Annotated in this window: 20 protein-coding genes and 1 riboswitch; of the genes, 14 read left to right on the forward strand and 6 right to left on the reverse strand. The window is 62.8% G+C overall.

Annotated elements, in window-relative coordinates; translation table 11 throughout:
- Together AC3WOG_RS23380 and AC3WOG_RS23385 are read right to left on the reverse strand one after the other, a co-directional pair.
- A complete protein-coding gene (locus AC3WOG_RS23380; protein ID WP_492580303.1) occupies nt 1-2,103 on the reverse strand; it encodes an FUSC family protein in 2,103 nt (700 codons plus the stop codon).
- A gap of 6 nt (nt 2,104-2,109) precedes the next feature.
- Nucleotides 2,110-2,670: a MarR family winged helix-turn-helix transcriptional regulator gene (locus AC3WOG_RS23385; RefSeq protein WP_492580304.1), complete on the reverse strand. Its 561-nt coding sequence runs from the start codon at nt 2,668-2,670 to the stop codon at nt 2,110-2,112.
- A 463-nt stretch (nt 2,671-3,133) separates the two neighbouring features.
- On the opposite strand from AC3WOG_RS23385, the gene AC3WOG_RS23390 reads away from it, so the two are divergent.
- A complete protein-coding gene (locus tag AC3WOG_RS23390; protein WP_492580305.1) occupies nt 3,134-4,210 on the forward strand; it encodes an alpha/beta hydrolase in 1,077 nt (358 codons plus the stop codon).
- Between the two features lie 126 nt (nt 4,211-4,336).
- Complete coding sequence (locus tag AC3WOG_RS23395; RefSeq protein WP_492580306.1) at nt 4,337-4,777, forward strand: hypothetical protein; 441 nt, start codon at nt 4,337-4,339, stop codon at nt 4,775-4,777.
- A gap of 27 nt (nt 4,778-4,804) precedes the next feature.
- On the opposite strand, the gene AC3WOG_RS23400 is transcribed toward AC3WOG_RS23395, so the two are convergent.
- Nucleotides 4,805-5,383, reverse strand: a complete 579-nt coding sequence (locus tag AC3WOG_RS23400; RefSeq protein WP_492580307.1) for a histidine phosphatase family protein — start codon at nt 5,381-5,383, stop codon at nt 4,805-4,807.
- A 46-nt stretch (nt 5,384-5,429) separates the two neighbouring features.
- Nucleotides 5,430-5,635: riboswitch (cobalamin riboswitch) on the forward strand.
- Here AC3WOG_RS23400 and AC3WOG_RS23405 point away from each other — a divergent pair.
- On the forward strand, nt 5,622-5,843 hold the full coding sequence (locus AC3WOG_RS23405; protein WP_492580308.1) for a CbtB domain-containing protein: 222 nt from the start codon (nt 5,622-5,624) through the stop codon (nt 5,841-5,843). It overlaps the preceding riboswitch by 14 nt.
- A gap of 11 nt (nt 5,844-5,854) precedes the next feature.
- The gene (locus AC3WOG_RS23410) at nt 5,855-6,604 is read left to right on the forward strand and encodes a CbtA family protein (protein WP_492580309.1); all 750 of its coding nucleotides are present in this window, start codon (nt 5,855-5,857) and stop codon (nt 6,602-6,604) included.
- Between the two features lie 1,175 nt (nt 6,605-7,779).
- On the opposite strand, the gene AC3WOG_RS23415 is transcribed toward AC3WOG_RS23410, so the two are convergent.
- Complete coding sequence (locus AC3WOG_RS23415; RefSeq protein WP_492580310.1) at nt 7,780-9,690, reverse strand: FUSC family protein; 1,911 nt, start codon at nt 9,688-9,690, stop codon at nt 7,780-7,782.
- A 358-nt stretch (nt 9,691-10,048) separates the two neighbouring features.
- Nucleotides 10,049-10,837 carry a 2OG-Fe(II) oxygenase gene (locus AC3WOG_RS23420; protein ID WP_492580311.1) on the reverse strand — a complete coding sequence of 263 codons (789 nt, stop codon included), beginning with the start codon at nt 10,835-10,837 and terminating at the stop codon, nt 10,049-10,051.
- A gap of 257 nt (nt 10,838-11,094) precedes the next feature.
- Here AC3WOG_RS23420 and AC3WOG_RS23425 point away from each other — a divergent pair, with 257 nt between their 5' ends.
- The 8 genes from AC3WOG_RS23425 (at nt 11,095) to AC3WOG_RS23460 (ending at nt 19,665) form a co-directional block, all read left to right on the forward strand.
- Nucleotides 11,095-12,633 carry a class I adenylate-forming enzyme family protein gene (locus AC3WOG_RS23425; protein WP_492580312.1) on the forward strand — a complete coding sequence of 513 codons (1,539 nt, stop codon included), beginning with the start codon at nt 11,095-11,097 and terminating at the stop codon, nt 12,631-12,633.
- Nucleotides 12,634-12,733: 100 nt separating this feature from the next.
- Nucleotides 12,734-13,924 (forward strand): ABC transporter substrate-binding protein, encoded by a 1,191-nt coding sequence (locus AC3WOG_RS23430; RefSeq protein WP_492580313.1) that lies wholly within the window; start codon nt 12,734-12,736, stop codon nt 13,922-13,924.
- Between the two features lie 46 nt (nt 13,925-13,970).
- Complete coding sequence (locus tag AC3WOG_RS23435; protein ID WP_492580314.1) at nt 13,971-15,125, forward strand: acyl-CoA dehydrogenase family protein; 1,155 nt, start codon at nt 13,971-13,973, stop codon at nt 15,123-15,125.
- A 59-nt stretch (nt 15,126-15,184) separates the two neighbouring features.
- Entirely contained in the window at nt 15,185-16,369 is a 1,185-nt protein-coding gene (locus tag AC3WOG_RS23440) for an ABC transporter substrate-binding protein (RefSeq protein ID WP_492580315.1), read from the forward strand.
- Between the two features lie 61 nt (nt 16,370-16,430).
- Entirely contained in the window at nt 16,431-17,303 is an 873-nt protein-coding gene (locus tag AC3WOG_RS23445) for a branched-chain amino acid ABC transporter permease (RefSeq protein WP_492580316.1), read from the forward strand.
- Nucleotides 17,300-18,256 carry a branched-chain amino acid ABC transporter permease gene (locus AC3WOG_RS23450; protein ID WP_492580317.1) on the forward strand — a complete coding sequence of 319 codons (957 nt, stop codon included), beginning with the start codon at nt 17,300-17,302 and terminating at the stop codon, nt 18,254-18,256. The genes AC3WOG_RS23445 and AC3WOG_RS23450 overlap by 4 nt, the downstream gene beginning before the upstream one ends.
- Nucleotides 18,243-18,971, forward strand: a complete 729-nt coding sequence (locus AC3WOG_RS23455; RefSeq protein WP_492580318.1) for an ABC transporter ATP-binding protein — start codon at nt 18,243-18,245, stop codon at nt 18,969-18,971. Before AC3WOG_RS23450 ends, AC3WOG_RS23455 begins: the two co-directional genes overlap by 14 nt.
- A complete protein-coding gene (locus AC3WOG_RS23460; protein ID WP_492580319.1) occupies nt 18,964-19,665 on the forward strand; it encodes an ABC transporter ATP-binding protein in 702 nt (233 codons plus the stop codon). The genes AC3WOG_RS23455 and AC3WOG_RS23460 overlap by 8 nt, the downstream gene beginning before the upstream one ends.
- A gap of 20 nt (nt 19,666-19,685) precedes the next feature.
- Here AC3WOG_RS23460 and AC3WOG_RS23465 read toward each other — a convergent pair whose 3' ends face one another.
- The gene (locus tag AC3WOG_RS23465; RefSeq protein WP_492580320.1) at nt 19,686-20,588 is read right to left on the reverse strand and encodes a LysR substrate-binding domain-containing protein; all 903 of its coding nucleotides are present in this window, start codon (nt 20,586-20,588) and stop codon (nt 19,686-19,688) included.
- Between the two features lie 211 nt (nt 20,589-20,799).
- Between AC3WOG_RS23465 and AC3WOG_RS23470 the strand changes: the two genes are divergently transcribed.
- Entirely contained in the window at nt 20,800-21,705 is a 906-nt protein-coding gene (locus AC3WOG_RS23470) for an SDR family NAD(P)-dependent oxidoreductase (RefSeq protein ID WP_492582418.1), read from the forward strand.
- Nucleotides 21,706-21,707: 2 nt separating this feature from the next.
- On the forward strand, nt 21,708-22,997 hold the full coding sequence (locus AC3WOG_RS23475; protein ID WP_492582419.1) for an acetyl-CoA hydrolase/transferase family protein: 1,290 nt from the start codon (nt 21,708-21,710) through the stop codon (nt 22,995-22,997).
- The last annotated feature ends 19 nt before the right edge of the window (nt 22,998-23,016 follow it).

Raw genomic sequence — 23,016 nt, forward strand, 5'->3', positions numbered from 1 at the left:
TCAGGCGGCGGGCTCCGGTTCGGGCGGCGAGGGCGTGGTTAGCGTGGCCGGAAACAGCGACAGACGCAAGCCGACCAGCGCGTGCAGTGCGTCGCGCAATTGCCGTGCCGAGGTCTGCGAGGTCGCGCTCGGCGCGCCGACATTGGCGAGCCCCTGTGCGGTGACGCGCGCCACGGCTGCGTCGATCGACGACATCAGGCTGTCGGGCACCGGTTGGCGTACGCGCCGGTCGACGCAGGTTTCGAAGTGTTCGCGCACACCTTCGAGCACGTGGTCGATCGCGGCCGGCGCTTCGCCGCCGAGCTTGCGGGTCAGACGGCGCAGGTCGAGCGCGTTGAAGGCGATGCGCAGATCGCGAAAGCTTTCGATCGACGGATGGCGATGATCGTCGGTGGCGGCGAGGCGCGGGATCAATTGCATCAGGCGGTCGAGCATGCGCGCGGCGAGATTGCGCGGATCGTCGATGGTGCGCGTCGACGCGGTCAGTGCCACGTCGGCCCAGCTCGAACGCAACAGCCGCGCCGCCGCGAGTTCGGCGCCGAACGGGCGCGTCACGCGGGTCCACAGGAACGCGTACAGCAGCCCGGCGAGGCCTGCGAGATTGCTGTTCAGGAACACCAGGAAGTCGGCGTCGTAGGCATCCTGAATGCTGATGAAGGTGGCCGTGTTGACGGCGACCAGCATCGTGGCGAGATTGAATTGCGGGCGCGGGATCAGCGTGCCGACGAAAATGAACGGCGCGGCGAACATGACCACCAGCATCGGAAAGTCATGCACGTGCGGCAGCACGACGAACAGATAGAGGCCCGCGAACACGACGCTGGCCGCGGTCGACGTAAAGAACTTGAAGACCATCGGCGCGGGTTCGTCGAGCGCGGCGAAGAAGCAGCAGGCGACCGCCGCGAGCGTCACCGCGCCGGCTCCGTCCGCCCAGCCTGAACTGATCCACAAACTGCACGCGAGGATGATCGCGCCGACTGCGGAGCCGGTCGAAAACAGCATGATGCCGCGGTCGAAGTAGCGTTCGGTGCCGCCCAGGCGCCAATGGCGGAAACGCGGCCGCCACGAACCTTCTTCGCGCGTGATGATGATGCGCAGCGTGCGGCAGTCCTGCCAGACATTGATGACCTGCTTCAGGCGCCACAGCGCGCTCGACAGCAGCGCGCCATCCCAGCTCGCCATCGCTGCCGGCGGCGGCTGCATCGCCGCGATCCGCTCGCGCAGCGCGTCGGCCACGGGGTCGGGGTGATTGCCCTTGCTGCCCGCCGGAACCGGCGCATTGAACCATTTGATGACGTCGGCGAGTAATGCTTCAAGGCCCTCGGGCCATGAATGCCGGCCGCTGTTGTACAGCGCGACCAGCGGATCGGCCAGCGCCGACATCAGCGGCAGCAGCAACTGCATGCGCCCGCGCAGCTCGTGAGCGCGCGCCAGGATGTCGGGCCGGGTGTGGTCGTAGGCGAGCTGGCTCAACAACAGTTCCAGCCCGTTGATGGTGGCCGCGAGCCGCTGGCGGGCCGCCGAGATCGCCGAGCCGGCAATGCGTCCCGAGAGCGTTTCGGTCGCATAGAACGCGGCGTCGCGAAACCACGCGTCGGTCCGCTCGATGATAGTGGGCGCGAGCCGGCTCGGAAACACCGCCCCGCCGACAATGCTCGCGCACACGATGCCGAGCGTGATCTCCTCGGTGCGGGTGATCGCGAGGTCGAACACGCCACCCGGATTGGTCACCGAAGGCAAGGCGATCATCGGCAGCGTATAGCCCGCCAGCAGGAACACGTAGCTGCGCGCGGTGCGGTCGGAGATCGCCAGATATAGCAGCGTGCCGGTCCATAGCGCGACGACTACGCTGAACAGATACGGCGATTCGACGAACGGCGGCACCAGCAGAATCGCGCCTGCTGCGCCGATCGCGGTGCCGAGCGCGCGATAGAGCGCCTTTGAACGGGTCGCGCCGACAAACGGATTCGACACGATGTAGACCGTGGCCATCGCCCAGTACGGCCGCGGTAGTTCGAGCGCCAGACCGATGTAGAGCGCGAGCATGGCTGCGGCGAAAGTCTTGACCGAGAACAGCCAGTCGCGGATGGTGGGGTAGACCATAGACGGTTACGCCGTGTTCCTGGTGTCGTGTGGCGCTGCTGAGTTTGCTTTGTCTTTGTTTAATTTTTTTGTTTTGGTCGGTTTGGCTGGCTTCGCTGCGGTGCTCGTGTTGTCTTGGGAATCGTCGCGATCGGCGGGGGTGTCGGCCACGAAGGCGGCCAGTACCCGCAAGGTCGCTTCGAGATCGCTGCGCGTGACGTCTTTTAAAGCCCGCGTGCGCAGGGTGACCAGTTCTTCTTCTATCTTCGCGGTGACGGCCCGGCCTTCGTCGGTCAGGGCGACCGTTTTCGCGCGCCGGTCGTCTGGGTCTTCGTCGCGGCGCATGAGGCCCGCTGCGCATAGTTGGTCGAGCAGCCGGACTAGCGATGGGCCTTCGATGCCGATTAGATCGGCCAGTGTTACCTGACGTACTGCTTCGCCTAGGCGGCTCGCTGTTAGCAGCGGCGTGGCGCATGCTTCGGAGACGTTGAAGGCCGTGAGCACGTCATGGCTTGTGCGCCGCCATTTTCTGGCGGCTAGGATCAAGGTGCTGCTGACTGTGCGGCGTAAGGTGTCGAGGGTCGGCATGGGCGGTATTGTATTTCTAATATATTCGTTAGCAAACTATTGAATTGGGGTTTTTTTGCTTCGCGCAGTGCTGTTGGTTGTGCGCCTGCGGGGGTGGCTTTTTCTTCTGTTATTGGTTTATTAGTGTTGCCCCTGTGCGGGGCGGCACCTACTTTTCTTTGCCGCCGCAAAGAAAAGTAGGCAAAAGAAAGCGGCTTTACACCGCCAGCTCTTAAGCGGGTCCCCTGGCTTGGAGGAGGTAGTGGTGCATCTGGAATCAGTGTCCTCGCACACTCCGCACTGGTGACAAGGCCGTCATGCTTCCGGCGGCGCTGCGCGCGCCGAACGGTACTTCAGCGGTGGCAGTTCACTTCTTCTGGGGGCTGCCCTTGCGTTGCCATACTCAATATGTATGGATGGTGCTTAAACGGGCTTGCCAGAGCAGCTAGGCGGACAACGTGTCGGACTATCAGGAGCAAGCTGCATGATTTTCAATCTCTCACGACGTCTCGCGCTATTGAGCGCGGCAGCAAGCGTTGCAGCGCTGATGACGCTCGTGCGACCGGCGTTCGCGGTGCATGGTGACGAGCCGCATCTGAAGCCGGTTGCGACGATCGCGGACACGCGGTTCGCGATCGATACGCCGCAAGGACACGCTGAATTTCCACTGTATCTGTCGAAAGATTGGAATGTCGCGCAGCCGCAAGTCACGCGTGCGGTGATCGTGATTCACGGCAAGTTGCGCAACGCGGACGTGTACTTTCGCACCGCGCACAATGCACGCGACGCAGCTCGCGCGGACGCTGACTCCACGCTGCTGATCGCGCCGCAGTTTCTGGCCACGCTCGATGCGCGCGTGCATAACGAACCGGCCGATCTGCTGCACTGGACCGGCAACGCGTGGATGGACGGCGAAGCCGCGCAAGCGCCGGTGCCCATCAGTTCATTCGCGGTACTGGACGCAATCGTGACGCGGCTCGCCGATCGCCAGCTGTTCCCGAATCTGCGGCATGTCGTGTTCGTGGGGCATTCCGGCGGCGCGCAGGTCGTGCAGCGTCATGCGGTCGCGGTGCGCAACATCGCGGCGCTGACCGATGAGGGCGTCCACGTGCGCTATGTGGTGGCAAGTCCGTCGACGTATGCGTATTTCGATGCGCAACGGCCGGATGCGCAAGGCGTCGCCGCGCCGTTCGATGCTTCGCAATGCGCCGACTTCAACCAGTGGAAATACGGCATGGACAATCGGCCGCCGTATCTCGACGACCGTTCGCCCGCGCAACTGGAAGCGGCGTATGCGGCGCGCCGCATCGACTACCTCGTCGGCGGCGCGGACGATAATCCCCAGCAAAAAGCGCTCGATAAAACCTGCGCCGCCGAAGCGCAAGGCCCGCAACGTGTCGCGCGGGCGCAGGCGTATTACCGCTATATCACCGCGCGTCATCCGGACGGTATGAAGCAGCGCTTTCACATCGTGCCAGGCGTCGGTCACGACGGCGCACACATGCTTACGTCGGTATGCGCGCTAGCGGCGATGTTCGACACCAAAGGATGTGAACAATGAGCGAGGTGGCGCTGAATCAGCGTGACGGCGCGGACAGCGGACTGTCCTCAAGGGCACGTCACCGGCACGCGATGGGCACGAACCGTGCTGCTACGCTAGAGCCCCCTTTTGAAGGACTGTGTCGAGATGAACAAGACCAGGATATTCGCTGCGGCGATTGCCGCTGTATCTCTAAGCGCCTTGCTGCCGTTCAGTGCGAATGCCGACGATGCGCCTAGTCCCTGCGCGTCGCTCAAACGCATCGTTGCGGCCGCGCCGGGCGGGTTGGCCTCGCTGACGCCGGAGGACGGCAAAGGTGTCGCGCAACCCTACGGCGACGACGCGCAGTGTTCCGCGAGCCACGGCAGCTACCAATGTATGTGGACGCCGCATCACGATGCCGGTTCGAACGCGGACGCGCTGCAAGCCGTCGCGGCCGACATCGCATCATGTTTGCCGGAGGCGACGCACGATCAGAATTCGCCGGGACGTCAACACTTTTATGTAGGCACACCCGGCAAGCGGACCGAGATTACCGCGACGCCGGCGGGATCGAACAAACTGCGGCTGGTCGTCTCGGGCAAGTGAGTGTTGTTTTGCTTGCCCACGCGGCCGCTATTGCTGCCGCGCTGGCCACCACGCCCAACCGCGCTGCGAGCGTCGCAACTCGACCACCGAAAGCGGCGCGATTTCGATGCGTGGAAACACTGCGGGCGACGCACCCAGCGCGTGAACGATCGCGGCCCGGATCACCGGCGCATGCGTGACACCGACGACGCTGCGTGCATCGTTTGGTGCATCGCCTGGCGCGTCGAGCCATTGGCCTACCCGTTTCACGAGCTGACTAAACGACTCGCCGCCATGCGCGGCCGCATCCGGATCGCGCGTCCATGCGGTGAGGTCCTGCGGTGCCTCGACGGCGAGGTCCGCGAGGCGCCGGCCATGCCATTGTCCGTAGTCGATATCGGCCAGTTCGGACGCGACCGTCGCCGCGAGCCCTAATGCCGATGCCGTAGCGCGTGCACAAAGGGCCGGGCTGACGAAAACCGTCGCGTCGCGAGCGATCGACAGACGCTCACGCGCGGCGCTGGCTTCGGCGAGGCCGCGCTCGTCGAGTGGATCGTCGGCGGGGAAGCGGCCTGCGCGCATAGCGGCAGTCGACGCGTGGCTGATCAGTAACAGCCGGATGTCCATTCAGTTCCTTTCCTTAGAAGCCGGGCAAAAGCCGGACGCTGCGTGCATGTTTTGCGCTACCGAGGGGCAAAGTTTAGCGCGTAGAATAGCGGGACTGCGAAGCGCGGAAGCCGGTGAGAGCCCGGCGCGGTCGCGCCACTGTAATCGGTGATTCACACGCCGAAAGCCAGACCTGAGCTTCGCACCATTCCTCTTCAATCGACTATCGGGGCGCGTTACCCCCCAGGAGATGTCCATCATGACCGATGCTGTTTTCGATCCGGCTGCTCAGCCTGCCACTCGACCCACGCCGATACCGCTGCGCGAGCTGCTGCCCTGGGTCGTGTTCGGCGGCTTGCTGCTGTTGCTCGCGCTTTATTTCGTTGGTGCGGAACAGGGCGCTACGTCGCTGATTCCCGGCATGTATGTGCATGAGTTCGTGCACGATGGCCGTCATTTGCTGGGCTTTCCCTGCCACTAACGGAGTCGAACATGGTTGGTAAATTGTTGGTACGCGGCATGCTTGCAGGCATCGCCGCGGGACTGCTCACGTTCGGCTTTGCCAGAGTCGTGGGCGAACCGCAGGTCGAGCAGGCGATTTCGTTCGAGGAAAAGGCAGTAGTAGCGAGCGGCGACGCGCACGAACACGACGAACTGGTGAGCCGCGGCACGCAAGCGGGTTTGGGGTTGCTGACAGGCGTGGTGACGTATGGCGCGGCGTTCGGCGGACTGTTCTCGCTGGTGTTCGCGTATGCGTATGGCCGGGCTGGTACGTTGAGTGCGCGCGCGTTGTCTGCATGGCTTGCACTTGGCGCGTTCATTGCGTTGGTGATCGTCCCGAACATCAAGTATCCGGCGAATCCACCGTCGGTGGGCGATCCTGAGACGATCGGGACGCGAACCGGTTTGTTCTTCCTGATGATTGCTGTTTCGCTGACCGCGATGGTGTTTTCGCTGAAGGTACGGCGTCGCGCGGTGATGAAGTTGGGCGCGTGGAATGGGTCGATTGTGGCGGGGGCGGTGTTTATCGTGATCATTGCTGCTGTGCAGTTGTCGATGCCGGCTATCAACGAAGTGCCGGCCGGTTTTCCAGCTGTGCTGCTATGGAAGTTTCGCGTCGCGGCGATTGGGATGCAGGTGATCATGTGGACGACGATCGGGCTGCTGTTCGGCGCGATGGTGGAGCGGAGCCGGTTGTTGGCCGCGAGGGGACGTGCGGCGACTAAGTCTGTTTATCTCTGATGTGGGGTGCGCAATCGCTGAGGTGGTTGCGCTTTCGCTTTCGCTTGCGTGCAGCGCGCAAGAGTTTAATTACATCAAGCACTTGGCGCGGTTGTGTGGATGTTATCCACAGGCTTGCGAACATTTTCTGTGGACAAGTCCACGGGGTAATGGGTGAGGTTTGTTTTTGCCTTCGCGGCGCTTTATGTCTGTGTGCCTACGGCGTTGGCCTTTCCTTGCTTTCTTGTTGGTTTATTAGCGTTCCCCCTGTGCGGGGGAGCACCTACTTTTCTTTGCCTGCCGCAAAGAAAAGTAGGCAAAAGAAAGCGGCTTTACACCGCCAGCTCTTAAGCGGGTCCCCTGGCTTGGAGGAGGCAGTGGAGCATCTGGAATCGGTGTTCCCGCACATTCCGCGCTAGTGACAACGCAGTCATTCTTCCGGCGGCGCTGCGCGCGCCGTGGCGGTACTTCACAAAACTGACGGGTCCGTAGGGTGCTTCCGGTGGCTGCGGTTGTCAAGCGTAACGGCTTGTCTTCGCTGCGCTAGCGTAACTCGCGGCTGCGTTTCGTTCGGCACTTCTTCGGTACCTGCGGTGGCTCTCCCTCACGTCCCCCATGCCTCGCCGAGGTGCTAGCGTCTCACTCGGAGTGGTAGCCCACACTCGCACAATTGGCCGCCTCGCCGAGGCAAAGCCGACGACGCCCGCTAAACCAAAACGAAGCCACTAGTTCCCCTTGCAGACCGTGCCGGCGAGCACGCAGTGCGAAGCGGGAAGCGTGATGTGGAAGCGCGTACACCCAATTGGTTTAGAGAAGTACCGCCATGGCGCGCGCAGCGCCGCCGGAAGAATGACGGCCTTGTCACCAGCGCGGAATGTGCGGGAACACCGATTCCAGATGCTCCACTGCCTCCTCCAAGCCAGGGGACCCGCTTAAGAACTGGCGGTGTAAAGCCGCTTTCTTTTGCCTACTTTTCTTTGCGGCCAGCAAAGAAAAGTAGGTGCCCCCCCGCACAGGGGGAACGCTAATAAACCAACAAGAAAGCAAGGAAAGGCCAACGCCGTAGGCACACAACCACAAAGCGCCGCGAAGGTAAAAAAACCAAGAAAAGGCCAACGCCGCAGGCACACAGACAGCCCACAGGAGCAACAATCGTCCAACGCCGCAGGCAAAAAAAACCGAATCCCCGTCGTCGCCTACGCGCTTCTACCTCTTAGTGCCCAGTTGAACACCCGCCGCGTTTCAGCAACCGGCTGCGTCAGGCGATCAAACAACTGCGCGACAGCGCCATCAAGCTGAGCGAGCGCCGGCGCCATAACCGGATCAACATCGAAATCATCCGGTACCGCTGCACCTTCATTCAACTCGCTGCGCGCGGCATCACCCAAACCGCCGCTATACCGCGCAATCAACACATCAAGCCGCGCAACGATCGATTCCGCATGGGCAGCGCCCACAGCCGCAGCGTTGAGCGCCACATCCCCCGACGCGCCGCGCCGCAAAGGATCACTCAGCACCCGCGCCCAATGCAAACAACACAGCAGCGAACCGGTAGCGAGCTCAACATCGGGATTCCACACCACCACACGCTGCGTCTGCAACGGCCTCAGCGCGATGCGCAGATCATGCCAACTGCGATCGAGCTTGCGCATCGCCACCACCGCCGCACGCGGTTGATCGTCAGCGACAGAACCGGCCGTCATCCGCACCACATCCCTCAGCGCGCCAAGCGCGGCACCAAGCCTCGTCTCGACATGCCGGGTCGCCGCTAGCGGCATCATCAATATCGCGACCGCAAACGACACGAGACAACCCACCAAAACTTCTTCGATCCGCAATTCGACCAGCGGACCCATCGCGAAACCCAACTCGCCGTACACAAGCCCAACCAGCACGGTAATAAAAAACACCCCCGGCGCATACGCACTCAGGATGTAGTAAGCCCAGCCGAATACGCATAGCACCATCGCCGCGACCAGCAGCACCGGCGAGTCGTGCAGCGGCGCAATCAGCAACACGCTGACGAGCGCGCCGGCCAGCGTCCCGGCGAGGCGCTGCGCGCCGCGATAGACCGTGTCCGCGCGGGATCGCGTGCCGAGAAACACCACGAACGTCGTGATGACCGCCCAGAACCAGCGCTCTGGAGAAAGCGAGTGCCCGATCAGCATCGCGAGAAACGCGGCTGTCGTGGCGCGCGTGGCAGGCAGCCAGCAGAGCTTGGTGCGTAAGTCGGCGATTCGTTGCGCCGCGGACGGAGCAGCAGTGCCGTGCGCTGACAAAGGCGAAGCGCGACGCGTATGACCTCGATGCGCGATCTCCTTGAGCCGCACAACCGCGTGACGCAGCACATCGGCACTGCCGTGTGCAGGCGCCAAAGCAAACGCATGCTGTCCAGCCGCGATTTCCACATCGACAATCCGCTCCCGAATCGTCTCGGCATCGGGCGGATTCAGCAACGCCAATTGTTCTTCGAGTGAGAGCGCCGCTTCGTTCAACGCCGAAAGATGTGCCGTGCCTAGCGCGACGAGTACACGCGATGCGCGCAGCGTCACCGTATGAATGGCAAGCCGGAAACTGGCAACCGCCCGCATCGGCACGATCACGCGGCCGACCAGCGCCACCACCAGCGGCGCGAACGTCGACAGCCAAAGACTCTGCACAAGATGACCAGACGAAGGATGCAGATACAAGCCGAGGTAGAAACACACCACCCCCAGCATCGCGCAACCGAGCGCGCGCGGCCCGCAAGCCTGGCACAGCATGCCGGCGAACATCACGACGAGAAAGCCCGCATTCCTAGCCAGCGGATAGCGGCTCAACACGGCCGCCACGGCGAAGCACACGCAGGCGCACAGATAAAGGCAGAAGAGGGTGCCAAACCATGCTGGCCGCCGCGCATCGCGCACGAACAGCGGCGCAACCATCCCAAACAGGACGCCGGGCGCGGCGAGGGTGATCGGCTGGTGATGAGAGACGGTCCACGCGGTGCTGGCAATGCCGGTCAGCAGGCAGGCGAGCGCGGCGCGCAGCGCGGTATGGAGACGCACGAGCCCCGGGTCCGCAACCAGCAGGCGGTCGGCGACGCGCGAAAACGCGGCAGCAATCATGATCGATGATATCCAGGCTAAATGACCGCGACCGGCTTTTGACCGATTGCGACAGGGCGGGCGTGCGGCCCGCCACCTTCATATCGCCGAATAGGGCTGCCATGCCGGGATCACCGGCTGAAAGCCCCGTCCGACGACGGGCAATGAACTCACGAACAGGCCCGCCGACGCGCTGCAAAGGGTGGCGCAGCGCATCGGCGGACTCGGGTTTTCCCGGATGATACCGGTTCAAAATTACCGTTGTCGATTTTTTGCGGCGGCGCAGCAGCGCTGCGCCCGGCAAGGACGGAGATAGGAGTCAGGCGGCGGCACCAGCGTGGCGGCTGCCGCGGCTGGCGGTTCGCCGGGTCGGACAGAGTCAGGTCGCGTCGTGGAAAATGACCCCCAGCGTATGCCGATGGCCCGACCGCAGCCGGCTCACGCCATGCCGCAGATTCACCCGATACGCCCCCCGCGTGCCTTGCACCGGCCGATGATGAACCGCAAACACTACGGCGTCGCCTTTGCCGAGCGGCACGACTTCCGCGCGCGATTGCATCCGCGGACGCTGCTCCGTTATCACGAACTCGCCGCCGCTGAAGTCCTTGCCCGGTTCGGACAGCAGAATCGCGACCTGAAGCGGGAACACGTGCTCGCCGTACAGATCCTGATGCAGACAGTTGTAATCGTCCTTGGCGTATTGAAGGATCAACGGCGTCGGGCGCGGCTGGCCGGCGGCGTGACAGCGCTCGATGTATTCAGCGTGCGTGGCCGGATAGCGGACGTCGATAGCCATGACCGCGTTCCAGCGATTCGCGACGGGCGCCAGACGCGGATAGAGCGCGCTGCGCAAACCGCCCACCAGCGGTGGCAGCGGATACGCGTAGTACTTGTATTCGCCGCGGCCGAAACCATGCCGCGCCATCACGACGCGGCTACGGTACAGGTCGTCTTGCGGATAGCGCGCGGTCAGCGCGTCGCATTCGTCGCGCGTGAGCAGATTGCGCAGGATCGCACAGCCGTAGCCGTTCAGCTCTTCTTCGACATCGAACCAGTCGATCGCGTCCACGCGCTGCGTCGGCGAGCCGATGCCGACACCCCGCTCAGCGGGACGCTCCGGTTCCAATTCCAGCGCCAGCGAACGCGCGCGTTTCGCAACAGTATTCATGAGCATTCTCCGTCAGGCGATCATCGAGCGATGACGGAGTGTAAGCACGCGTTCAATTCCACGCACTCCGACTCTTGCTCTCCAATTCTCTGCGTTTGGCGAGCAGCGCCGGCGAGGCGTCAGTAAAACTACCAGGTTAAGCCACGCCGAATCCCCACTTCGCTGAAAACAAATTGTTAGGGCCGCGCGGCTCGAACACACTGGCATCCAGTCGAGCGGCGCATTTCAGGCGCCGCGCAGCACAGGGGATAAGGAACATGACATTGGCTGGACTGGAGCCGCACAAGATCAGCGACATTCCGCGTTACTGGGCCGCCGCCACGCCCGACGCGGTCGCGATTCGTGAAGACGGCGCGCAGTTGAGCTTTGGACGTCTGTGGCAGAACGTCGAAGCGGCAATGCAATTTCTGCGCGAGCAGGGCGTCGATAGCGGCGATCGCGTGATGATCGTCGCGGAAAACTGTACTGCGGTGATTACGCTGCTGTTCGCGCTGTCGGAGTTGGGCGCATGGCCCGCGATCGTCAACGCGCGTTTGTCCGAGCGCGAGATCGAGGCGATCCGCGAACATAGCACGCCGCGTCTGATGATCTTCACGCATTCAGCGTCACCCGATGCGGTGCGTCACGGTGTGCGTTATCGCGCTCGCGAAATTGCTCCGGTTGGACTCGGTCCGTTGATGCTCGGCGCACGCGACACCACTACGGCGCGCGAACCGGAAGCACTGGCCCGCGAGGTGGCGTTGCTGATCTATACGTCTGGCACCACCGGCAAACCTAAGGGCGTGATGGCGAATCATCGCGGTCTGCTGCATTTCGCGCGGGTCTCGGCAACGTCACGCAAGATGACTTCGGCCGACTGCGCCTATGCGGTGATGCCGATCTCGCACATCTTCGGCCTCGCGACACTGCTGCTCGCCACCTTCCAGGCCGGCGCGAGTCTGCTGCTCGCCGCACGCTTCAGCGCGGAAGAAGTGCTGGCCGCGCTCGCCGCCGATGAAATCTCGATCCTGCAAGGCGTGCCGACCATGTTCACGCGCATCGTCGCGCATGTGCACGAACAGGGTGGCGTGCGCTTCACGCCGAAGCTGCGTTATCTGTACACCGGCGGCGGCCCGCTCGATCCGACGCTGAAGACGAACGTCGAGGCGTTGTTCGGCCAGCCGCTGCATCACGGCTACGGAATGACGGAATACGCGGGGTCGCTGTTCATCACCCGCATGGACCGGCCGCGTCAGGATTGCTCGTCGGGCGAGATCGTCGAGGGCGCGGAACTGCGCATCGTCGATGCCGATGGCGAAGACGTCGAACCCGGCACGCCAGGCGAGCTGTGGGTGCGAGGACCGGGCGTGATGCGCGGCTACTACCGCGCGCCGGAACAGACCGAGGAAGCATTGCGGCCGGGCGGCTGGCTGAACACCGGCGATATCGGTCGCCTGGGCGACGACGGCGCGTTGTTCATCGTCGGCCGTACCAAGGATCTGATCATTCGCTCGGGCTTCAACGTCTACCCGATCGAGGTGGAGTCGGTGATCAACACGCATGAGTCGATCAAGCAGTCGGCGGTGGTGGGTCGCGTGACCGGCGACGGCAATGAAGAAGTGATCGCCTTCGTCGAGCTGAAGGAAGACGTCGAATTCGACGTCGAAGACTTGCAGGACTACCTGGCCGACCGGCTGTCCGCATACAAGCGGCCCGCGCAGATCGTCCGCATCGATTCGATTCCGACCACCGCGAGCGGCAAGCTGCTCAAGCAGAAGCTGCGCGCGCTGGCCGAGGAACTGCAAGTGCACGAATAAATGCACGCATAGCACGAGTGACATGCGCTGCGCCGCGTGGCAACACAAAGCGGCACAACGTAACCCCGAAAAACAGGCCGCCAAAGGCCACGGAGGAGACATGAAACAGTTCGCGCTACGCGGCCGGCTGGCCGCTGGGTTCTGCGCTTTTCCCCTGTTATTCGCCGGCGTGCAAGCGCAGGCAAACGCCACCGAGTGGCGCGTCGGCGTCGAGTTGCCGTTGACCGGCCCGCTCGCCCAGGCTGGCACCGAGATGTATCGCGGCATCCAGGTCGCCGCCGATGTCTACAACCGTCACAATCCGCAAAACAAGGTCACGCTGGTCGCAATCGACGACGAATCGAATCCGGCCAAGGCAGTGGCCGCCGTCGAAAAGCTCGCGTCGCAAAACGTCGTGGCGATTGCGGGCGCGGCTAATTCGAATTGCGCAGGACCCGCATCCGAAGCCGCGAGCAAGGCCGGCATCGTCTATGTGACCTCGGGCGGCACCAGCGACGACATGGTCCGCCGCGGTCTCAAGAATTTCTTTCGCGTCAGCAATACACCGGGCTATACGAAGGGCATGCTCGGCCTGTTCGAACAACTGGGCGTGAAGTCGGTGTCGATCGTGTATTCGACCAGGGACGCCACCAGTGATCTCGCACAGCAACTCGACACCGCGCTCAAAGCGAAAGGCATGACGACCACGCTGCACGCGTTCGATCCGTCGATGACCGACTTCAAGCCGATCATCAACAAGGTCAAGTTGCAGGACAAGTCGGACGCGATGGCAATGATCGGTTATGAAAACGACTACGTCGGCATCCTGCGCGCCGCGAAAGTGCTCAAGCCGAATCTGAAAGCAATTGCCGCCCCGTGGGCATTCGCGAGCCCGAAAATGGCCGCGTCGTTTCCCGATCTGGTGCCGAACGTGTACGGCGCGACCGTGCTCGCGTCGCCTGCCGATTACCGCTCGGCCGATCAGCGTGAGTTTTCCGACACCTATCGACGGCTCTTCAAGACCGACTCGAACTATCAGTCGCAAACGTCGTTCGCCTACGCGCAGTTGCTGTTCGACGCGATTGCCCGAGCGCAGGAGGCAGGCACGCTCGATAAAGGCGGCCTCGCCGACAGCCTGCGCCAAAGCGCCGCCGACGGCACCTTCCTCGGCAAGGTGAGCTTCGACGCACGCGGCGACAACCCCGGCTACGTCGCGCACATGGGCCAGTTCACGCACGACGGCAAGCTGGCCGTGGTGTGGCCCGCCGACTATGCGACGGCCAAACCCGTCTACCCCGGTGTGCCGTGGTAAGCCGCGTGCCGCACTTATACGCATTCACGAAAGAGGCTAAGCAGCGATGATCCGCGATCAGGAAACCATGAACGTTCTGCTCGACAACGTGGCGCGCTTCGTGCGCGAACGTCTCGTGCCGAACGAAGAGCGCGTCGCCGAGACCGACGAAATTCCCGCCGATATCGTCGACGACATGAAGGCGCTGGGTCTCTTCGGTCTGACGATTCCCGAGCAATACGGCGGCCTCGATCTGACGATGGAAGAGGAAGTGCTGGTCATGTTCGAACTCGGCAAAACCTCGCCCGCGTTTCGCTCGATCATCGGCACGACGGTCGGCATCGGCTCGCAGGGCATCGTGATCGATGGTACCGCGGAGCAGAAAGCACAATGGCTGCCGAAGCTCGCGAGCGGCGAGACGATCGCATCGTTTGCGTTGACGGAGCCGGAGTCGGGTTCGGACGCGGCGTCGCTCAGAACGCGCGCTGAACGTGTGGGCGATCACTACGTGGTGAACGGCACCAAGCGCTTCATCACCAACGCGCCGCAGGCAGGCATTTTCACGCTGATGGCGCGCACCAATCCAGATGAGCCGCGTGCGGCCGGCATCACGGCGTTTATCGTCGAGGCGAATACGCCGGGCATCAGCTTCGGCAAGCGCGACCGCAAGATGGGCCAGAAGGGCGCACATACCTGCGACGTGATCTTCGAAAATTGCCGCGTACCGGCGCAGAACGTGATCGGCGGGAAGGAAGGCGTCGGCTTCAAGACGGCGATGAAGGTGCTCGACAAGGGCCGGATTCATATCGCGGCGATCTGCGTCGGCGTGGCCCAACGTGTGCTCGACGATGCATTGCGCTACGCGATGGAGCGCAAGCAGTTCGGCCAGCCGATCGCGGAGTTTCAGCTGATCCAGGCGATGCTTGCCGACAGTCAAACGGAACTGTATGCGGCGCGCTGCATGGTGCTCGATGCGGCGGGAAAACGCGATGCGGGCCAGAACGTCAGCACGGAAGCGTCGTGCGCGAAGCTGTTCGCATCGGAAATGTGTGGACGGGTCGCGGATCGCGCAGTACAGATTCACGGCGGCGCGGGATATATGGCCGACTACGGCGTCGAGCGTTTTTATCGCGACGTGCGCCTGTTCCGTATCTACGAAGGCACCAGCCAGATTCAGCAGATCGTGATTGCACGCAACATGATGCGCGCGGCGGGGCAGTGATTGTGACCGCTGTGCTCGACAGATCGACGGTTCGAGAAATACAAAAGCAGGAGACACGCATGAAACGTAGCCATACTATGCCTCGCACTGGGCTAGTCAAAACATTGGCCGCCTGGTCGACGGTCGCGCTCGCCTCATGGGCGCAGGCCGCCGAATTGCCGGTCGGCGTCGAATTGCCGTTGACCGGCGGCATGGCGCGTGCCGGCAACGCGCAGCTCGAAGGCATCCAGGTCGCAGCCGACGTGTTCAATCGGCGCAGCGGCAAACACACGGTAAAGCTCACCGTCGTCGACGACGAAGCGCAGCCCGCCAAAGCGGTCTCCGCGGTGGAAAAGCTCGCGTCGCAAGGCGTCTTGGCGATTACCGGCGGCTACGGGTCGAACTCGGTCAGTCCCGCTTCTGAAGCCGCAGAAAAGGCCGGACTCGTGTACATCACGTCGGGTGGCGTGGATAGCGCGATGACCTCGCGTGGGCTGAAGAATTTCTTTCGCGTCGGCCCCGCGTCAGGCTATTCGAAAGCGATGGTGGGCTTGCTCACCGACATGAACGTCAAGTCGGTCTCGATCGTATCGTCGACCAAACAGGCCACCACCGATCTCTCGAAAGACGTTTCCGCCGCGTTGACCGCAAAGGGCGTCAAAGTCACGGTGCACGAGTTCGACCCGGCGATGACCGACTTCAAGCCGATCGTCAACAAGATCAAGTTGCAGGACAAGCCCGACGTGATGGTGATGATGGGCTACGAAAACGACTACATCGGTATCCTGCGCGCGGCGAAAGTGCTCAAGCCGCAACTGAAGGCGGTGGTCGGCTGCTGGTCGCTCGCCACGCCGAAGATGGCAAGCGAATTTCCGGAGCTGGTGAACCACGCGGTCGGCAACGCGATGCTGCCGCATCCGGTGCAATTCGCGTCGCCGGAAGGCAAGGCGTTCGTCGCCGCGTATCAGAAGGCCTATAACAAGGACCCGGACTATCTAGCCGAGTTCTCGTACGTGCAATCGATGGTGCTGTTCCAGGCGCTGGCGAGCGCCGCGGAAAAGGGCACGCTCAAGAACGGCGGCATTGCCACCGAATTGCGCGCGCAACCGTTCGACACGCTGATCGGCACCGTGCACTTCGACAGCAAGGGCGACAACCCCGCGTTCCTGAACAATATGGCGCAGATCCAGGACGGCAAAGTTGTCGTGGTGTGGCCGAAGGACAAAGCCACCGGCAAGCTGAATTACCCGGCGCAGCCATGGTGATACCGCATTCGCTGCGCCAACCGGCGCGACGTCCGAACAGCGTGCCGACTCAGGAGTTGCCATGACCGATCTGATCTTGCAGTCGCTTTACTCCGGCGTGCTGGTGGGCGGCGCGTATGCGCTGGTCGCGCTCGGTCTTGCGCTGGTGTTCGGCTCGATGCGCATCATCAATCTCGCGCACGGCGAACTGGTGCTGCTGTCCGCGTACATCGCTTACTCGTTCGAAACGCGGCTCGGCATCAATCCGGTGTTCGCGATTCCCGTCGTGATTCCGGTGGTGTGCGCGGCGGCGGGCGCGGCATGGTTTCTGGTCAGCCGGATCGCGCGCGACCGTGAGCTGAATTCGCTGATTCTCACCTATGGGCTCGGCATCATCCTGACCAACGGCGTATTGCTGATCTGGGGCGCGGATGTCCGTTCGACCAATTCCGCGTGGCTGCAAGACGGCGTGATGCTCGGAAACTTGCTGAGCATGCGCAGCGAATTGCTGTCGTTCGGTATTAGCGTCGTGCTGATGAGTGCGTTGTGGTGGTGGCTGTCGCACTCATGGTACGGCCGTGCGGTGCGGGCGATTTCCAGCAATCGCGACGCGGCGCGGCTGATGGGCATCAATCCACGCAAAACCGAACTCGTGTCGTTTCTCGTCGCCGGCGTGCTGGCGGCGTGCGCGGGCGTCGCGATGTACGCGAGCAGCGCAATCCAGCCTTCGATCGGCGAGGCGATGACGGTGAAGGCGTTCATCATCACCGTGCTCGCAGGTATCGGCTCGATTCCGGGCGTGCTGCTCGGCGCGATGCTGTTGGGCATTGCCGAGGCGTTGACGGTCACGCTGTATAGCTCAGCGTTGCAGGAACTGGCGGGCATGCTGCTGTTTCTGCTGGTGCTGTATGTGCTGCCGAACGGTTTGTTCGGTGTTGCCCGGAGAAGAGGATGACTCGCAATCTAATGCTGGCCGTGGTGGTTGTCGCGCTGTATCTCGGCGTGCCGCTCGTGCTCGGGCACGACCTGTATCTGATGAGTCTCGCGGTCGCTTCTCTGACGATCGCCGGTGTCGCGCTCGCGTGGGCCTTGCTCGGGAATCTCGGCGGCATGGTGAGCTTCGGGCACAGCGCGTTCTTCGGCGTCGGCTCGTATATCTCCGCGTTGCTGACGCTCAAAGCAGGCTGGCCCGTGTTTCCCGCGATGCTGGCGGGCGGCGCGGGCGCGGTGGTCGCGTCGGTGGCGATGTTGCCTGCACTGCGGCTCAAAGGCCCGTATTTCGCGCTGGCGATTCTCGCGTATGCGCAGATCTTCCGCATTCTCGCGACGCAGTTCTCGGGACTCACCGGCGGTTCGAGCGGTTTGTCGAGTATTCCCAGTTTGCCGAAGGCGGCCGGTTTCGACTTCGGCTCGAAGACCGGCGGCTATCTGGTGATCCTGACGCTCGTGCTGATTTTCGCGGTGGTCTATCACTTTCTCCGGCGCAGTTACATTGGCCTCGCGCTGCGCGCGATGCACGAGTCCGAAGACGCAACGCGCGTGGTCGGCGTGAACAGTGTGCTGCTGAAGTTGTCGATGCTGATGCTGTCCGCGTTGATGACGGGACTGGTCGGCGCTTTCAACGCGCACTACATCAACTTTCTCGAACCCGACTACGCGTTCAACGCCACGTGGGCGGTGGTGCCGATCATCGCGGCGATCTTCGGCGGCTACCGCACGATCGTCGGGCCGCTGGTCGGCGCGGTCGTCGTGTATCTGGCCGATCAATTGGTTCTGAAGAGCTTGCTGCCCACCGGTCATCAGATCGTGCTCGGCATGCTGCTGGTCGCGATGATCATCGTCAGTCCTGCCGGCCTCACGGCGATGGCTTTCAGAAAGTCCAAACGAGGTGCGTATGCCGCAAGCTGAACTGCAATTGCGCAACGTGACGATCCGCTTCGGCGGCATCACGGCGGTCCGCGACGTGTCGATGGAAGTCGGCAAGAACGATCTGGTGGGTCTCGTCGGTCCGAACGGCGCGGGCAAGACCACGCTTTTCAATGCGATCTCCGGACTGGTACGGCCCACGCAAGGCTCGATCAGTTTCGAAGGCGCGGACATGCTGAAGACATCGCTGCATCGTCGCGCGCGCCTCGGCATCGGCCGCACGTTCCAGGTGCCGCAGCCGATGCACGAACTTACTGTGCGCGAGAACCTGATCGTCGCGCAACGCTTCGGTGCAGGGCAGGTGGATCACGCGCGCATCGACGAGATTCTCGCGTTCCTCGACTTGAGCGGCAAAGCGGAACGCAACGCCGCCACAGAACTGGCGCTGACTGAACTGAAAGCGCTCGAAGTGGCGAAGGCGCTCGCCACCGGTCCAAAACTGCTGTTGCTCGACGAAGTGCTCGGCGGACTCGAGACCGCCAGCAAGCGCCGCTTCATGAAGACGCTGATGGACGTCCACGAGCGCTACCACGTGGGCATCCTGATCATCGAACACGACATCGAGACGGTGATGAATCTGTGCCGCCGTGTGTGCGTGCTGAACTTCGGCCAGCTGATCGCCGATGGACCGCCCGCCGAAGTGTTTCGCGATCCAGCGGTCGTGAAGAGCTATACCGGAGAGGTGATCGATGCTTGAGTTGAATGCAGTGCGAGCCGGCTACGGCGCGATCAACGTGCTGTGGGATGTGTCGCTCACCGTGGCGCGCGGCGAAGTGACTGCCATCGTCGGACCGAATGGCGCAGGCAAGACCACGCTGCTGCGCGCGATCATGGGCTTGCTGCCGTCGCAGCGCGGGCAGATCGTGTACGAGGGCGCATCGCTTGCCGGCGTTCCCACATGGGACTTGCCCGAGCGTGGCATCGCGATGGTGCCGGAAGGGCGGATGATTTTCCGCGACATGTCGATTGAGGAGAACCTGATGATGGGCGCGTTTCCGAAAGCGCGCCGCAGTGCCGCGAAAACCCAGCTCGAAGAAGTGTTCGCTCTGTTTCCACTATTGAAGGAGCGCCGCGCCTTGCCCGCGGGAACCTTGTCGGGTGGTCAGGCGCAGATGCTGGCGTTGGGGCGCGGGCTGATGTCGTCGCCGCAATTGATGCTGATCGACGAACCGTCGTTGGGGCTCGCGCCGGTGGTGGTGCAGGAAGTGTTCGAGATTCTCGCGCGGCTGAAAGCAGAGGGGCGCACGATTGTATTGGTCGAGCAGAACACCAATATGGCGCTGCGGGTTGCGGATCAGGTGTATCTGATGCAGGGCGGCAAGGTCACGCTATCTGCGCGTGCGGCTGACGTGGATGTGGAAACGCTGCACGACATGTATTTCGCGCGCTGAAAGCTGATAGCTGAAAGCGCTTATTCGAGGCGGCCAATACCGTCGGCCACTAGCAGATCGACAAGCTTGCGTGCAAAGAGCGGCAACGCCTGGCGATCGGCGACGCAGATTTGCAGCTTGCGCACCGCCCATTCGTCGGTCAACGGGATGATGCGCAAGGCCATGGTCCGCGCGTGGCGGCGTGCGGTGCCTTCGGGCAGCACGCCGATGCCGATGTTCGCTTCGATCATCCGGCACGCGGCTTCGAAGTTGCTGACCTGGATGCGCCAGCGCATCGAGCGCTGCAAGTCGGCCGACGCGCGCTTCAGGAAGCCGTAGATCGCGCTCGCTTCAGGCGGGCCAACGAAGTCGTAATCGAGCGTATTGGCGAAATCGATCTTTTTGCTTTGTGCGAGCGGATGGCTCAATGCCGTTGCCAGCACCAGACGGTCGCGCCGGTAAGGCATGACTTCGAGTCCATCGGTGCGCACGTTCCCCGCGACGATGCCGATATCGACGATGCCTTCCTGCACCGCCTTGACGATATCGGGGCTCAGACGCTCGTGCATATCGACGTACACGTCTGGGTGATTCACGAGATAGGTGCGCAAGACCGCGGGCAGGAACTCGCTCATCGCGGTGGTGTTGGCGAATACGCGCACGTGGCCCTTCACACCTTCCGCGTATTCCTGCAGATCGCCAGTCAGCTTTTCAAGTTGCTGGAACACGCGCCGTGCGTGCATCAGCAGCGTTTCGCCGGGCGGGGTGAGCGTGACGCCCTGGCTCGTGCGGCTCAACAGCTTGACGCCGACCTGTTCCTCCAGATTCTTGATCCGCGTGCTGGCCGCCGGCAGCGACAGATGTGCCCGTTCCGCGCCGCGTGTCAGGCTGCTTGCTTCAGCAATGTGAATGAAGAGCTTGAGATCGACGAGATCGAAATGCATGGAGTTGTCCAAGGGAGTGCAGGCCCATTATTGCGCTGCCGTGCGCTTTGTGACACTAGGCGAACTACGGGTTAATGCTAGCCGAATTGGGGATTCGGCATATCCAAATTGTCCTTGTGCGAACGATGCGTCAAGCTGCATCGAAATCGAATCGAACCGAAACCGGGTCGACACAGGAGACAGAGGAGCGAACTGCATGGCAACGCAGCAGATGATGGATGGCAAGGTGGTGATCGTAACCGGCGCGGGTGGCGGCATCGGCCGCGATATCGCGTTGCTGATGGCGCGTCAGGGCGCGAAGGTCGTGGTCAACGACATCGGCGCGACGCTGGAAGGCGAAGGCCGCAATGCAGGGCCGGCGCAAAGCGTGGTCGACGAAATCGCGGCGTTCGGCGGCAGCGCGACGAGCAATACCGACAGCGTCGCCGATGCGCAAGGCGCGGAACATATCGTGCAAAACGCGCTGGACGTGTTCGGCCGCGTGGATTGCGTGGTCAATAACGCGGGCATCCTGCGCGACCGCTTCTTTCACAAGATGAGCAGCGACGAGTGGGATGCGGTGCTCAAGGTGCATTTGTACGGCACGTATAACGTATCGCGCGCCGCAGCCGGCCATTTCAAGGAACAGGGTTCCGGCGCGTTCGTGCATATGACTTCGACCTCGGGTCTGATCGGCAACCTCGCGCAAGCCAACTACAGCGCTGCGAAGCTCGGCATTGCGGGCCTTTCCAAATCCATTGCGCTCGATCTGCAGAAGTTCGGCGTGCGCTCGAACTGCATTGCACCGTTCGCGTGGAGCCGCATGATCAGTTCGATCAAGGTCGATTCCGCGGAACAGGAAGCACGTGTCGGCAAGATCAAACAGATGACGCCTGCCAAGATCGCGCCGCTCGCGGTGTATCTCGCCAGCGATTCGGCTCGCGAGGTCAATGGTCAGATCTTTGCCGTGCGCAACAACGAAATTTTCGTGATCAGTCAGCCGCGGCCGGTGCGCTCGGTGCATCGCGGCGAAGGCTGGACGCCCGAGAGCATTGCCGAGCACGCAATGCCGGCGCTGCGCTCGGCATTCCATTCGCTCGATGTGTCGGCCGATGTGTTCAGCTGGGATCCGGTGTGACAATGCGCAGCGCGCTCAAGCTCGACGCGCCGCAGCTCGAATTCGCAAGGTTTGTGCGCCCCGGCGACAGGGTGTGCTGGGGACAAGGTGGCGCGGAACCCTGCACGCTGACCGAAGCGTTGGTCGCGCAGCGGCACTCGATCGGTGGGCGCTTCAAGGTGTTCTTCGGGGCGTCGTGGTCGGCGACATTGCTGCCGCAGCATGCGGATGTGATCGATCTGACCGCGTATTGCGGTTCGGGCACGAATCGCAAGCTGGCGGCGGCGGGCGTGCTCGACATTGTGCCGGCGCATTACTCGGCATTGCGCAGCGCATTAGCCGAGGGTCCGTGCAAGGTCGACGTGTTGTTGCTGCAAGTCGCGCCGGCTGATGCCGATGGCCGTTACAGCTTTTCGATCGCGCACGAATACCTGGTGCCGCTGCTCGACTCAGCGCGCATCGTCATCGCCGAAGTGAACGAGGCCGCGCCGTGGACGTACGGCGAGCGCATGCTGACAGACGCTGATTTCGACGTGCTGATCCATACCGACCGCACCCCGCTCCAAACGCCGCGCACCGCGCCAGGCGAAATAGAAACGTGCATCGCCCAGCACGTCGCCACGCTGATCGAAGACGGCGCCACGCTGCAACTCGGGCTCGGCGCGTTGCCTGAAGCGATACTCGCGAATCTCGCCGACCGCCGCGATCTCGGCATTCACAGCGGCGCGATCGGCGATGCGGTGGCGATGCTGATGGCGCATGGCGTCATCACGAATGCAGGCAAGCGCAACGACCGCGGCGTCACGATCGCAGGGACGATGATGGGCAGCCGCAAGATTTACGGTTTCGCGCATCGCAATACGGCGGTGCAATTTCGCTCGACCGCCTATACGCACGATATCGACGTGCTGGCCGCGATCGATCGCTTCACCGCGATCAACTCGGCGATCGAAGTGGACCTCACCGGCCAGGTCAACGCCGAAGTGGCCGGTGGACAGTATTTAGGTTCGGTAGGCGGCGCGGTCGATTTTCTACGTGGCGCCGCCCGCTCGCGCGGCGGCTTGCCGATCGTCGCGCTGCCCGCCCGTTCGCGGCATGGCAGCCGGATCGTCGCGCAGCTCTCCGGTCCGGTCAGCACACCGCGCAGCGACGTCGGATTGGTCGTCACCGAATACGGCGTGGCCGATTTGCGCGGACTCTCGTTGAGCCAGCGCGTGAAACGAATGCTCGACATCGCCCCGCCCGAAGCGCGCGACGCGCTAGCCGCGGCATCGCATCACGGCCGCGTGCCCAGCGAAGCCATTTCCTCATAACACCCCATTCCTATAAGGA

It is taken from the genome of Paraburkholderia sp. FW306-02-B (genome assembly GCF_058782725.1).